Annotated in this window: 10 protein-coding genes; all 10 read left to right on the plus strand. The window is 70.0% G+C overall.

Annotated elements, in window-relative coordinates:
- Nucleotides 1-38 precede the first annotated feature (38 nt).
- The 10 genes from ACN6M5_RS17565 (at nucleotide 39) to ACN6M5_RS17610 (ending at nucleotide 13,837) form a co-directional block, all read left to right on the plus strand.
- Nucleotides 39-2,642, plus strand: a complete 2,604-nt coding sequence (locus ACN6M5_RS17565; protein ID WP_434951821.1) for a DNA polymerase III subunit gamma and tau — start codon at nucleotides 39-41, stop codon at nucleotides 2,640-2,642.
- Nucleotides 2,643-2,645: 3 nt separating this feature from the next.
- Nucleotides 2,646-3,242 (plus strand): recombination mediator RecR, encoded by a 597-nt coding sequence (gene recR / locus ACN6M5_RS17570; protein ID WP_085371410.1) that lies wholly within the window; start codon nucleotides 2,646-2,648, stop codon nucleotides 3,240-3,242.
- 109 nt (nucleotides 3,243-3,351) lie between these two features.
- On the plus strand, nucleotides 3,352-4,638 hold the full coding sequence (locus tag ACN6M5_RS17575; protein WP_085371411.1) for an aspartate kinase: 1,287 nt from the start codon (nucleotides 3,352-3,354) through the stop codon (nucleotides 4,636-4,638).
- A gap of 100 nt (nucleotides 4,639-4,738) precedes the next feature.
- Nucleotides 4,739-5,809 (plus strand): aspartate-semialdehyde dehydrogenase, encoded by a 1,071-nt coding sequence (locus ACN6M5_RS17580; protein WP_434951824.1) that lies wholly within the window; start codon nucleotides 4,739-4,741, stop codon nucleotides 5,807-5,809.
- Nucleotides 5,810-5,880: 71 nt separating this feature from the next.
- Complete coding sequence (locus tag ACN6M5_RS17585) at nucleotides 5,881-7,356, plus strand: malate:quinone oxidoreductase (RefSeq protein ID WP_434951826.1); 1,476 nt, start codon at nucleotides 5,881-5,883, stop codon at nucleotides 7,354-7,356.
- A 238-nt stretch (nucleotides 7,357-7,594) separates the two neighbouring features.
- Nucleotides 7,595-9,277 (plus strand): ABC-F family ATP-binding cassette domain-containing protein, encoded by a 1,683-nt coding sequence (locus ACN6M5_RS17590; protein ID WP_434951828.1) that lies wholly within the window; start codon nucleotides 7,595-7,597, stop codon nucleotides 9,275-9,277.
- 41 nt (nucleotides 9,278-9,318) lie between these two features.
- Nucleotides 9,319-10,455, plus strand: a complete 1,137-nt coding sequence (locus tag ACN6M5_RS17595; protein WP_085371415.1) for an Rv2578c family radical SAM protein — start codon at nucleotides 9,319-9,321, stop codon at nucleotides 10,453-10,455.
- 132 nt (nucleotides 10,456-10,587) lie between these two features.
- Nucleotides 10,588-11,955: a sensor histidine kinase gene (locus ACN6M5_RS17600; RefSeq protein WP_434951831.1), complete on the plus strand. Its 1,368-nt coding sequence runs from the start codon at nucleotides 10,588-10,590 to the stop codon at nucleotides 11,953-11,955.
- Nucleotides 11,952-13,166, plus strand: a complete 1,215-nt coding sequence (locus ACN6M5_RS17605) for a hypothetical protein (RefSeq protein WP_434951833.1) — start codon at nucleotides 11,952-11,954, stop codon at nucleotides 13,164-13,166. The genes ACN6M5_RS17600 and ACN6M5_RS17605 overlap by 4 nt, the downstream gene beginning before the upstream one ends.
- Nucleotides 13,163-13,837, plus strand: coding sequence for a response regulator transcription factor (locus tag ACN6M5_RS17610; protein ID WP_434951835.1), 675 nt, complete (start codon nucleotides 13,163-13,165; stop codon nucleotides 13,835-13,837). Before ACN6M5_RS17605 ends, ACN6M5_RS17610 begins: the two co-directional genes overlap by 4 nt.
- Nucleotides 13,838-13,843: the final 6 nt, after the last annotated feature.

Raw genomic sequence — 13,843 nt, forward strand, 5'->3', positions numbered from 1 at the left:
CCGGTCCGAATGTCAGCGGCGGCAAGTACCATGATGGGGTGGTTACCGCACTGTATCGCCGCTATCGGCCAGACACCTTCGCCGAGATGATCGGGCAGTCGCAGGTGACCGAACCGCTGATGACGGCGCTGCGCACCAACCGGGTCAATCACGCATACCTGTTCAGCGGTCCGCGCGGCTGTGGCAAGACAACGTCGGCGCGCATCCTGGCCAGGTGCCTCAACTGCGCGGAGGGTCCGACAGACACCCCGTGCGGCAAATGCTCGAGCTGCATCGAGCTGAGCCGCGACGGCGGAGGATCGCTCGACGTGGTCGAGATCGACGCCGCGAGCCACAACGGCGTCGACGACGCGCGCGACATCCGGGAGCGCGCCATCTTCGCTCCCGCCCGCGACCGCTACAAGATCTTCATCCTCGACGAGGCGCACATGGTCACCCCGCAGGGCTTCAACGCTCTGCTGAAGATCGTCGAGGAGCCGCCGGAGCACGTGAAGTTCATCTTCGCGACCACCGAGCCGGAGAAAGTGATCGGCACCATCCGGTCGCGCACACACCACTACCCGTTCCGGCTCGTGCCGCCCGCGCAGATGCTCGACTACGTGCAGAGCCTGTGCGACAGCGAGGGCGTGCAGGTCGCGCCCGGCGTGCTCCCGCTCGTCGTGCGCGCCGGCGGCGGTTCGCCGCGCGACACCCTCTCCCTGCTCGACCAGTTGATGGCGGGCTCCGACGAGAAGTCGGTCGAGTACGAGCGTGCCGTCGCCCTGCTCGGCTACACGCACGCCGCCCTGCTCGACGAGGTGGTCGACGCCATCGCAGCACGGGATGCCGCCGGCGCGTTCGGCGCCATCGACCGCGTCGTGCAGACCGGGCAAGACCCGCGCCGCTTCGTCGAAGACCTCCTCGAACGCCTCCGCGACCTCATCGTCGTCTCCGCGACCAGCGCGGAAGGCGCGGCCGCCGTGCTGCGCGGCATCCCGCAGGACGAACTCGACCGGATGGCGGTCCAGGCGATGAAGTTCGGCGCGGCAGAGCTCTCGCGCTCGGCCGACATCGTCAACGCCGCCCTCACGGAGATGACGGGCGCGACCTCGCCGCGCCTGCACCTCGAACTGATGATCGCCCGCGTGCTCGTCCCGTCGAGCGACGAGAGCGAGCGCGGCGCGCTCGCCCGCGTCGAGCGGCTGGAGCGCAGGGTCGGTGTGAGCGACGCGACCGGTGGTGGTGGTGCGGCTGGTGCCGCTGGGGCTCCGGCGGCGTACGAGCCTGCGGCGGTGCCGCGGGTTGCGCCTGCTGCTGCACCTGTTGCGCCTGCTGCTGCACCGGTGCCTGCTGCGGCGGCCTCTGCGTCCACGGGCGAGACTCCTGCGGCGGCTGCGAAGACTGCATCGGTGGATGCGCCCGACTCGGCGCCTGTCGCTTCGGGCGGTGCCGGTGCCGGTGCTGCTTCGGTGCCCGCCGCTTCGGTCGCTGCGCCCGCCGAGAAGGTCGCCCCACCCGCTGAACCCACTGCACCCACCGCACCTGCCGCGCCCCGCGCCGCTGCTCCGGTCGGTCCCGTCACGACCCAGCAGGTCAAGGACGCGTGGCCGCAGATCCTCGACGCCGTGCAGCGCGCGAAGCGCAGCGCGTGGATGGTCGTGTTCACCGCGCAGGTCCGTTCGCTCAACGATGACGTCCTCACCCTGTCGTTCCCGAGCGACAATGACGTGGCGAGCTTCAAGCAGCAGCAGGGCACGGACACGAAGGGCGTGAGCGAGTACCTCCGCCAGGCCATCGTCGACATCCTCGGAATCCGGGTGAAGTTCATCGCCAGGGCCGACGGCGCCCAGAGCGGCGGCCCCGGCCCCTCCGGCGGAACCCGCCCGACCCCCGGCACCCCAGCGCCCGGCGGCGGAGCGCCCTCGGCCGCCGCGCCGTCCGCTCCCGTCTCCGCGCCCGCCTCCGCGCCAGCAGCCTCCGCGTCTTCCGCCGGCGCCGGATCTGCGCCGGCGTCTGGCCCGAGCGGTGCGGCGTCCGCGTCCGCCGCCAGCTCCGGGTCGACTGCCGCCCCGGCAGCCTCCACCTCCGCGGCCACCTCCACCTCCACCTCCGCAGCCGCCACCACTTCCGCTGCCACCACCCCCGCCGCCGTGACGACGGAGTGGGCGGTCGTGAGCATCCCCGGCGGTAGCGCGGTACCGGCCGACGCGTCCTCGGCCAGCACCTCGGCCCCTGCCCCCACCTCCGCCGCCCGCGCACCCTCCGCGGCCGCCGCATCCGCCGTCGCGACGCTCGAACGCGACGACTACCCGCACGACGACGTGCCCCCGCCGGAGACCGAGCCGCCGTTCGAGCCGCCCGTCCCCGACGAGCCGGAGGGCGAGTGGGCGGTCAGCGCACCAGACGACGAGCCCATCGAGCGAGCAGCACCAGCCGCACCGACGGCAGCGTCCGCGCCAGCAGCGCCCGGCGCATCCACCCCCACCCAGCAGCCCGCATCCACCGGCCGCGTGGAGGAGCGCCCCGCGCGCACCGCGCCGGCGTCCGGCGCGCGCACCCCCACATTCCAGCAGCCGCAGCGGTACGGCGAGGCGGTGGTGCGCGAGATCCTCGGCGCCACCTTCATCGAAGAGCAGGCAGCACCGCCTGCCGGGTCGAGGTAAGGCGTGTACGAAGGAATCGTCCAGGAGCTGATCGACGAACTCGGGCGGCTTCCCGGCATCGGGCCGAAGTCGGCGCAGCGCATCGCGTTCCACATCCTGCAGACCGAGACGTTCGACGTGACCAGGCTCGCGGAAGTGCTGCTCGAAGTGCGTGACAAGGTGCGCTTCTGCGAGATCTGCGGCAACGTCTCCGAGCAGGAGACCTGTTCCATCTGCCGCGACCCGCGCCGCAGCCCGGAGCTGATCTGCGTCGTCGAGGAGGCGAAAGACGTCGTCGCCATCGAGCGCACCAGAGAGTTCCGCGGCCTCTACCACGTGCTCGGCGGGGCGATCAGCCCGATCGACGGCGTCGGACCGGACGACCTGCGCATCCGGCAGCTGATGCAGCGCCTCGCCGACGGCACCGTGCAGGAGGTCATCATCGCCACCGACCCCAACCTGGAGGGCGAGGCGACGGCCACCTACCTCAGCCGCCTGCTCACCACGATGGAGATCCGCGTGACCAGGCTCGCCTCCGGCCTGCCCGTCGGAGGCGACCTCGAGTACGCGGACGAGGTCACTCTCGGCCGTGCGTTCGAGGGCAGACGCCTCATCTCCTGACCTCCGCCGACCACCCCTGACGGCGCTGTCGGACCGGCGGCGTCATATGGGATTCGGCGTATGTGATCGCCGGTAGGATGGGGGTTCCGGCTTATCCCCAGGAGTATCAGTGGCCCTCATCGTGCAGAAATTCGGCGGATCGTCCGTCGCAGACGCAGAGAGCATCAAGCGCGTCGCGAAACGCATCGTCGAGACCCGCAAGGGCGGCAACGAGGTCGTCGTCGCCGTCTCCGCGATGGGCGACACGACGGACGAGCTGCTCGACCTCGCCCACGACGTCACCCCCATCCCGGCCCCGCGCGAGCTCGACATGCTGCTCACCGCAGGAGAGCGCATCTCGATGGCGCTCCTCGCGATGGCGATCCGCAGCATGGGATACGACGCGCGCTCGTTCACGGGCAGCCAGGCCGGCATGATCACCGACGCGCAGCACGGCGCAGCGCGCATCGTCGACGTGACGCCCGGCCGCATCCGGGATGCGCTCGACGACGGTGCCATCGCGATCGTCGCCGGCTTCCAGGGCTTCAACCGCGACACCAAAGACATCACCACCCTCGGCCGCGGCGGCTCGGACACCACCGCCGTCGCCCTCGCCGCCGCTCTCGGCGCCGAGGTCTGCGAGATCTACACCGACGTGGACGGCGTGTTCACCTCCGACCCGCGCGTCGTGCCCAACGCGCGCAAGATCGACCGCATCACCAGTGAAGAGATGCTCGAACTGGCCGCGGCCGGTGCGAAAGTCCTTTATATTCGCGCGGTGGAATATGCGCGTCGCCACAACGTGACCCTGCACGTCCGCTCCTCGTTCAACAACAACGACGGAACTCTCGTGCTCAACGAAGCAGCGGCCGAGGCCGCGAAGAAGAAGGACGGAACCGTGGAAGAGCCGATCATCGCCGGAATCGCCACCGATCTGAGCGAAGCAAAGATCACCGTCGTCGGCGTGCCGGATGTGCCGGGCAAGGCCGCGCAGATCTTCAAAATCGTCGCGAAGACCGAGGCCAACGTCGACATGATCGTCCAGAACGTGTCGGCCGCGGCCACCGGCCTCACCGACATCTCATTCACCCTGCCCAAGTCCGAGGGCCAGCGCGTGCTGACCGCCCTCAACGCCGAGCAGCCGGATGTGGGCTTCCAGTCCCTGCAGTACGACGACCAGATCGGCAAGCTCGCCCTCGTCGGCGCCGGGATGCGCACCAACACCGGCGTCTCCGCCCAGCTGTTCGCCGCCCTGTTCGACGCCGGCATCAACATCGAGATGATCTCCACCAGCGAGATCCGCATCTCGGTCGTCACCCGCGCAGACACGGTCAACGAGGCTGCTCGCGTCGTGCACAAGGCGTTCGGCCTCGACGGAGACGACAAGGCGATCGTCTACGCGGGCACGGGGCGCTGACCGGGCGCATCCACTGCCCCCCCCATTCACACCGCGGCGGGAATGCGCGCAGCGCGACCGTCGTTCGACCTCACAACACGAGACCCGAAGGGGCCACACCATGAGCGAGACAAGAGAACTCACCGTCGCCGTCGTCGGAGCGACCGGCCAGGTCGGCAGCGTCATGCGCCGCCTGCTGGAGGAGCGCGACTTCCCGGTCGGGCGCATCCGCTTCTTCGCCTCCGCCCGTTCGGCCGGCACGACCCTGCCGTTCAAGGGTGAGGACATCGTGGTGGAAGACGCGGCCACGGCCGACGTCGCCGGCATCGACATCGCCCTCTTCTCCGCCGGTGCGACCGGCTCGAAGGCGCAGGCCCCCCGGTTCGCCGAGGCCGGCGCCATCGTCATCGACAACTCGAGCGGCTGGCGGATGGACCCGGATGTGCCCCTCGTCGTCAGCGAGGTCAACCCCGAAGCCATCGCGGATGCGCGCAAGGGCATCATCGCGAACCCGAACTGCACCACGATGGCCGCCATGCCGGTCCTCAAGGTCCTGCACGAGGAGGCCGGTCTGGAACGCCTCATCGTGAGCACGTACCAGGCCGTCTCCGGCTCCGGCCTCGCCGGCGCCGAGGAGCTGGCCGGGCAGGTCCGCGCGGCCGTCGCCGACGAGAACCTGCTGCAGCTCGTGCACGACGGCTCGTCCGTCGCCCTGCCGGAGCCCGTCAAGTACGTGCGTCCCATCGCGTTCGACGTGATCCCGCTCGCCGGCTCGATCGTCGACGACGGTGAGAACGAGACGGACGAGGAGAAGAAGCTCCGCAACGAAAGCAGGAAGATCCTCAGCCTGCCGGAACTGCTGGTCAGCGGAACCTGCGTGCGCGTCCCCGTCTTCACCGGCCACTCGCTGTCGATCAACGCGGAGTTCGCCAAGCCGATCAGCCCCGAGCGTGCCGAGGAGCTCCTGGCGAGCGCCCCCGGCGTCGTGCTGACCGACGTGCCGACCCCGCTCGAAGCAGCAGGCAAGGACCCGAGCTTCGTCGGACGCATCCGGCGCGACGAGGGCGCCCCGGCCGGTCGTGGGCTCGCGCTGTTCATCAGCAACGACAACCTCCGCAAGGGTGCCGCGCTCAACGCGGTGCAGATCGCGGAGATCGTCGCCGAGCGCCTCTCGACCCCCGTCACCGCCTGAAACGACCTCGTCGGCGGTGCGCTGAGCGGCTCCCGGACAAAGCCGGGCGCCGGGCACCGTAGGATTGTCTGGTGAGCAATTCTCCCATCGACGTCGTCCTCATCGGCGGTGGCATCATGAGTGCCACGCTCGGAGCCCTCATCCAGAGGGTGCAGCCGGACTGGACCATCCGGCTCTATGAGAACCTGGGCGAGGTGGCGCAGGAGAGTTCCAACCCGTGGAACAACGCGGGCACCGGCCACGCGGCTCTCTGCGAGCTCAACTACATGCCGGAGGCCGCCGACGGCAGCGTCGACCCGGCCAAGGCCATCGCGATCAACGAGCAGTTCCAGCTCAGCCGCCAGTTCTGGGCGAGCCTGGTGAAGTCCGGCGATCTTCCCGAGCCGTCGACGTTCATCAACTCCACCCCGCACATGACGTTCGTGCACGGCCGGGACAACGTCACCTATCTGCGCAAGCGCTACGAGGCGCTGAAAGACCAGCCGCTCTTCGCCGGTATGGAGTACACGGAAGACCCGGCTGTGCTCGCCGAGTGGACCCCTTTGCTCACCAAGAAGCGCAACCCCAAGCAGCGCGTCGCCGCCACCCGGGTTCCCGCCGGCACCGACGTCGACTTCGGCGCGCTCACCAAGGCGCTCGTGAACGACCTCGCCGACCGCGGGGCAGACATCGCCCTCAACCACAAGGTGCGCAGCATCAAGCGCACCAAGGACGGGCTGTGGAAGCTCAAGGTGCGCCACCAGGTCGGCCACACCCCGCACGAGGTCACGGCACGGTTCGTGTTCGTCGGCGCGGGCGGCGGCGCCCTGCACCTGCTGCAGAAGTCCGGCATCCCCGAGATCAACGGCTTCGGCGGTTTCCCGATCTCCGGCCAGTTCCTGCGCACCAGCGACCCGAAGATCGTCGCCCAGCACCAGGCGAAGGTCTACGGCAAGGCCGCCGTCGGCGCACCGCCCATGTCGGTGCCGCACCTCGACACGCGCGTGGTCGACGGGCAGGCGTCGCTCCTGTTCGGGCCGTACGCCGGGTTCAGCCCCAAGTTCCTCAAGACCGGCACGTGGTGGGACCTCCCCGGTTCGATCCGCGCGGGCAACCTCATCCCGATGCTCGCTGTGGCGAAGGACAACTTCGACCTCATCAAGTACCTCGTCGGCGAACTGCTCGCCAACCGGGCCAAGAAGATGAAGGCGCTGCAGGAGTTCATGCCCACCGCCAAGAGCGAGGATTGGGAGCTGATCACCGCCGGCCAGCGCGTGCAGGTGATGAAGAAGGACGCGAAGAAGGGCGGCGTGCTGCAGTTCGGCACAGAGGTCATCGCGTCGGAGGACGGCTCGATCGCCGGTCTTCTCGGGGCGTCGCCCGGCGCATCCACTGCGGTGCCGATCATGCTCGACGTGCTCAAGCGGTGCTTCCCCGACCGGTACGATTCCTGGCTGCCCACGCTCACGGAGCTCGTGCCCACCATCGGGACGACGCTGAACGACAAGCCTGCCGAGGCGGAGCGCGTGGTCGCCGAAACGGCAGAGGTGCTGCACATCTCGCGCTGAGCCTTTCGGAAAGCGCTGGACATTTCGGCGACGACGTTGGTAGAGTCGTCGGCGCTATGAAGTAGGAATCTCCTTATCGTCCCGCGCCCGAGGCTTTCGCCCACGCGATGCAGTGCATCGTGGCGCCGTCGACATAGCCAGATGACCAGGTCATCGCTTTTCAGCGCTCCGGCGCGGCTGTCGACGGGAACACCCGGCGGGAAACGGCTCCTCGGAGCGCTCGACAAGGCGGTTTCCCATGCCAGTGCATTTTCCAACAACCATTCCCGTCGCGGCGGTCGCCGACCACCTCAAGGCCGACGGCATCTCGCAGAGCTACGGCGATCGGCGCGTGCTCACCGACGTCTCGCTGACCGTCGCACCGGGCTCCCGGCTCGGCCTGATCGGCGAGAACGGGGTCGGCAAGTCGACGCTGCTGCGCATCCTGGGCGGAGCCGAGGCCCCGGACGGCGGTGCGCTCGTGCGTCCGGCTCGCACCGGCATCCTCTGGCAGGAGGTGCGCTTCACGCCCGAGGACACCCTCACCGCGCTCATGGAGAGCGCTCTGGTGGAGGTGCGGGCGATCGAGCGCGAGCTGGAGGCTTCGGCGTCCGCCCTCGCCGGCGACGATCCGGATGCGGACGCGGCTGCGGCTACGGCAGCGACCGCGCGCTATGCCGCGGCGCTCGACGCGGCGGAGCGTGCCGACATCTGGAGCGTGGATGCGCGGCGCGACGAACTCCTCGACGGTCTCGGTGTCGGGTCCATCCCGCTGCACAGACGGCTGTCCGAGGTGTCCGGTGGCCAGCGCAGCAGATTCGCCCTGGCGGCGCTCCTGCTGTCGCGGCCGGACGCACTCCTCCTCGACGAGCCCACCAACCACCTCGACGACGACGCTGCGCTCTTCCTGGAGCGCCAGCTGATCGCCTGGCGTGGTCCGGTGGTGTTCGCGAGCCACGACCGCGCCTTCCTGGATGCGGTCGCGACCAGCCTGCTCGACCTCGACCCTTCGCGCTCCGGCACGACGGTGTTCGGCGGCAACTACAGCGCATATCTGGCCGCGAAGGCGGACGAGCGGGAGCGCTGGGAGCGGCAGTTCGCCGACGAGCAGGATGAGTTGAAGGCGCTGAAGTTCGCTGTCGACGTGACGGCGCGCGGCATCGCCTGGTCCGGCAAGGTGCGCGACAACGACAAGTTCGCCAAGTCGTTCAAGGGCGGTGCGCTGGACAAGCAGATCAGCCGCCGCATCAAGAGCGCGTCCGGACGGCTCGACGACCTCTCGGAGAACCAGGTGCGCAAGCCGCCGGCGATCCTCAGCTTCGCGGGCATCCCGACCGGGTCGCAGGCGCTGAACGAGGAGGCTGGCACGCTGGTGCAGGTGTCGGATGCGCGCATCCCGGACCGCCTCGATGTCGTTTCGTTCCGAGTGGAGCCGCAGTCGCGCATCCTGATCACCGGTCACAACGGGGCGGGCAAGTCGACGCTCCTGTCGGCGCTGGCCGGACGGCAGCCGGTGGACTCCGGTGCGGTGACGAGGAGGAAGGGCCTGCGGGTCGGCCTCCTCGAACAGGACGTGCGCTTCGCCGACCCTGCCGCGAGCCCGCGGAGGATCTACGAGGAGCGGCTGGGCGAACGGCGCGCGGAGGCTGTGCCGCTGACCGGTCTCGGCCTGGTCGCGCCGCGCGACGTCGACCGCCCGGTCGGCACCCTGTCGATCGGCCAGCAGCGCAGGCTCGCCCTTGCGCTGATCCTCGCCAAACCGCCGCACGTCTTCCTGCTCGACGAACCGACCAATCACCTCTCCCTGTCGCTCGCGACGGAACTGGAGGAGGCGCTCGGGGCGTATCCGGGAGCCGTGGTGGTGGCGAGCCACGACCGCTGGCTGCGCGGAGCGTGGACGGGGGAGCGGGTCGAGATGGCCGGAGGTCGCATCCTGGCCTGAACGCGCTTGCTTAACCTTCGAACATATGTTCGAATGAATCCATGAGATGGAGCGGGCAAGAACTCACGGCGGAAGAGCCGTCGACGCTGCCGGGGCTGGCGCGGCTCAACAACCTGGTGCGGTCGGTGCGCACCCCCGACTTCGCGGGCATCACGTTTCACGAGGTGCTCGCGAAGTCGGCGCTCAACAAGATCCCCGGTGGCGGAGGGCCGATGCCGTTCGGCTGGACCATCAACCCATACCGTGGATGCTCGCACGCGTGTGTCTACTGTTTCGCCCGGCCGACGCACTCCTATCTCGAGCTCGACGGCGGCAAAGACTTCGACCAGGAGATCATCGTCAAGGTCAACGTGGCCGATGTGCTCCGCAAAGAGTTGAGCCGACCGAGCTGGGGGCATCACCCGGTGGCACTCGGCACCAACACCGACCCGTACCAGCGGGCGGAGGGCCGGTACGCGCTGATGCCGGGGATTATCGACGCACTGGCAGACACGGGCACGCCGTTCAGCATCCTCACCAAGGGGTCGCTGCTGCGGCGCGACCTCGACCAGCTGGCAGACGCCGCCCGGCGGGTGCCCGTCGACCTCGCGATGTCGATCGCGGTCTACGACGACGAGCTGCAGCAGTCGGTCGAGCCGGGGACGCCCACCACCAAGGCGCGGCTGGCGACGGTCACGGCGGTGCGGGAGCACGGACTCGACTGCGCGGTGTTCCTCATGCCGATCCTGCCCTACCTCACCGACACCAGGGCGCACCTCGACGAAGCGCTCCGGCAGGCGAAGGAGGCGGGGGCGACGTCGGTGCTCTACACGGCCCTCCATCTCAAGCCGGGCGTGAAGGAGTGGTACTACCTGTGGCTCGGGAGGGAGCACCCCGAGCTGCTGCCGCAGTACCGCCGCATGTACGGGGGAGGGGCGCACGCTCCGAAGGAGTATCGCAAGTGGCTGGCGGCCAAGATCAAGCCGCTGATCAGTGCGCACGGGCTGCAGCGCGGAGAAGAGGACCCGCTGACGGGCGGGGTGCGGTCGACGGCGCTCGGGATGCTGCGCGACGGCGAGGGGGAGCGGCAGGTGGTGTCCGCCGCAGCGGGCGCGCGCCGCATCAGGGTGATCCCGGAGGAGGTGGATGCGGAAAGCAACGGACTCACGGTGCTCGGGGTGCAGCCGACGCTGTTCTGAGAGGACAGCAGGGCGGTGATCCGAAACCCGGGCGGGGTACATTGTTTTGGATATCGGGGTACACACGGGATGGCGGAGGTGACATAATCCCCCTGAGGCTCAGGCGGAGGCTCAGGACACGAGGGGGTGGAGATGTCGCTCGGGCTACCGAGTCATCTCGCGCGGGTCGCCAACTCGCGGGCGCTCGCCACTGCTGCGCGCTGGGCGGGAATGGTGTGCCTGGCGTCCGCGTTCGTGAACGTGACTGTCGCCGGGTTCGGGGCCGCCGGAGCGTTCTCATGGGTCGGCCTGCTGGTGCTGCTGCCGATGGTGGGGCTGCTGGTGCTGCTGGCGCGGGGGAGGACGCTCGCGCTGACCGTCGCCTACCTCGTGGTCGGGGCGCTGTCCACCTACGTCTACGTGCTGATCCTCCTCACGACGACGCCGAGCTACACCGACACCAACCTGTTCGTCGTGGCGCTGCCGGTGGTCGCGATGACGCTGGTCGGCGGGGCGGGCACGGGATCGCTGACGGGGATCCTGTGGTCGACCGTGGGGTTCGCGCTCGCCGAAGTGGCGGTGATGCTGGCCGCGTCCAATGCGGGGCGGGTGTTCCGGCCGGACGCGATCTCGCTCGGCGCATACCTGCTGTTCGTCGGGGTGCTGGCGTTCGACGGGATCACCCGCGGCACGCGCAGCCGCACCCAGTCCGCGATCCACCGGTCCGTCCGGGATGCGCGGCTCATCGACCTGCGCCGCGACGTGATCGCCGAGTACGCGGCCGACCTCCACGACACGGTCCTCAGCGAACTGCTCGCCGTGGCCGCCGCCCCGCCTGGGCCGCTGGCACCGCGGCTCCGGGCGCGCATCGAAGCCGACCTGGCGTCGCTCGGCGGCGCGGTGCCGGGGGCGGCTGGAGTGGCTGGAGTGCCGGGAGTGGCTGGGGCGCCGACTGCTCGCGACGTGGGGGAGGATCCCGAGACAGCAGAGGGTCGCGCCGACACGGGTGCCGCGGGCGACCCAGGCGGCGCGGGCTCTGGAGGCGACCCCTTCGCGGGCGTGGGCGGCCCAGCGCCGCACCACGTGCATCCACGGGGTGACGGCACCGCGGATGTGTGGCTCGGCAGCGAGCTGCACCGGGCGGTCGAATCCGCCCGCGACGAGGGGCTGGCGGTGAGCATCTCCGGCGACCGGGATGTGATCGGCCGGCTGTCGGAGGAGCGCAGGCGGGCCGTCGGGCTGGCCGTGCGGCAGTGCCTCGTCAACGTGGTGCGGCACTCCGGGAGCGCGACCGCCGAGGTGACGCTGTCGTCGTCCGGGGACTCCGTCTCCGTCATGGTGGTCGACGAGGGGCGCGGGTTCGTGCCGTCCGCTGCTGCGACGGACAGGCTCGGGCTGCGACAGTCCGTGCACGACAGGATCGGACGCGTCGGCGGCGCCGTGACCATCTACTCGAGCGAGGACGTCGGCACCACCGTGCTCATCGTCGTCCCGGCCGGCGACGAGGAGGCGGCGGGATGACCGCGCTCGACGACGCCACCATCGTGCGGCTGCGCTCCGGGTCGTTCGAACGCACCCCGCAGCGGCTCGACCCGCTCGGCGTGCAATCGGCGTGGATGCTCGTCCCGCTGCTCTGCGTGGTGGCCGTCGGGTACGCCGTCTACTCCACCGTCCAGCACGCCCACCAGCTGCGCGACCCGGCGCTCGCGTACTCCGCCATCGTGCTGCTCGTCCTCGCCGGCATCGCGTTCTCCGTGCGCGCGCATCCGGCCCTCGCCCCGTTCGGGCGCGGCGCCCACCTCTCCGTGATGGCGGTGACGCTCATCGCTGCCCTCGCGTTCACAGCGGCGGCGTGGGGGCGCAACCTGCGCATCCAGGACGACTGGGGGCAGATCGCCGTCGCCCTGTTCCTGATCGCCATGCCGTTGTACCGGCCGATCTCCGAGGTGATGGGCGTCGCCATCGTCTCCGCGTTCGCCCTCGGGCTCTCCTCGGCACTGCAAGGGCCGTCACTCACCCTGGTGACGAGTCCCGTCGTGTACTTCACCGTGTCGGCGACGCCGATCGTCGCGCTCGCGTTGGGAGGGTGCGGGTACGCCTGGACGATGACCGGCGAGACCCTGGCCTGGCGGCAGGTCGCCAAGCGCGGGCAGGCCGAGCTCGACACCGAGCTGCGCGAGACCGCCAGGCGCATGGTGGGACAGGAGCAGATGTCGACGCTGAACGAGTCGACCGTGCCGTTCCTCGCCGACCTGCTCCGGCGCGGCGAGATCACCCAGGCGGACACCGCGGAAGCACGCGAGCTCGCCGTCCGGCTGCGCGACGGGACCGTCACCGCCGTCGACCGCACCTGGCTCGCCGAGCGGCTCTCCCACGCGCTCGCCCAGCGCGGGCTCGACCAGCGCACGACGCGCACGCTCCGGATGGTCGACGACCCCGAACGCCTCGACAGGGTGCTCAGCGACGAACAACGGGCGATCGTCGGCGCCATCATCGCGACCACCGCATCGCTGCCGGGGCTCGACCCGGCCTCCGTGCGCATCGTCGCGAGCAACCCGGAGCATCCGGCGTTCGAGCTGACCGCGGCGGCCGGGCAGATCCCGCGCGACCAGCGGAGGGCACTCTCCGCCCTGCTCAGCTCCCTGCGCTCGGTGGCGATGGACGCGTCCATGCGCAGCCACGGCCAGCACATCACGATCCGTTTCGCCTACCCGGAAGGGGAGAACAGGTGACCAGTGCATCCGCTCCACCACCGCCGATCCGCCTGGCGCTGCTCGACGACCACGAACTGCTGCTCGACAGCCTCTCCTCGTGGATCGAGAAGAACGCCCCCGACCTCGACCTCGTGCTGCGCGCCAGCAGCTGGCTCGAACTCGTGCACAGCGACCAATTCCCCACCGACCTGGTCATCATGGACCTGCAGTTGCGGGAGACCATCTCCATCGGCGCGCGCGTGCGCACCTGCCGGGCGGCCGGGGCGAAGGTGATCGTGCTCAGCGCCGTCGACACCGCCGAAGACCGGGATGCGGCGCTCGCCGCCGGCGCCGTCGCATACCTGAGCAAGACCCAGCCGATGTCCGAGGTGCTCGAGGCCGCCCTCAGCGCGATGGGCCGTGGCACGGACGACACGCAGAAGACCGCACAGCAGGAACCGGCGTGGCGACCGAAGCCGAGCATCCCGGAGTCCGCGCGGCCGCGGCTCAGCGACGGAGAGCGGCAGGCGCTCACGCTCTATGCCGACGGCAGGACCACCTCCGAGGTCGCCAAGGCGATGAACGTGCAATACGAGACGGCGAAGACCTACCTGCGCAGGGTGAGAGAGAAGTACGGCAAGGCGGGGAGGCCCACCAGTTCCCGCGCCGATCTGATCCGGCGCGCCGCCGAGGACGGCTACCTGACCTGACGTTCG

This window comes from Leifsonia araucanica (assembly GCF_051161895.1).
In the GTDB taxonomy this organism is placed as follows: Bacteria; Actinomycetota; Actinomycetes; order Actinomycetales; family Microbacteriaceae; genus Leifsonia.

Excerpts from the sequence above, each read along its gene's own strand:
- ACN6M5_RS17580 (WP_434951824.1), top strand. The coding sequence starts at position 4,739 with ATGAGCGAGACAAGAGAACTCACCGTCGCCGTCGTCGGAGCGACCGGC.
- ACN6M5_RS17590 (WP_434951828.1), top strand. The coding sequence starts at position 7,595 with ATGCCAGTGCATTTTCCAACAACCATTCCCGTCGCGGCGGTCGCCGAC.
- ACN6M5_RS17595 (WP_085371415.1), top strand. The coding sequence starts at position 9,319 with ATGAGATGGAGCGGGCAAGAACTCACGGCGGAAGAGCCGTCGACGCTG.
- ACN6M5_RS17600 (WP_434951831.1), top strand. The coding sequence starts at position 10,588 with ATGTCGCTCGGGCTACCGAGTCATCTCGCGCGGGTCGCCAACTCGCGG.
- ACN6M5_RS17605 (WP_434951833.1), top strand. The coding sequence starts at position 11,952 with ATGACCGCGCTCGACGACGCCACCATCGTGCGGCTGCGCTCCGGGTCG.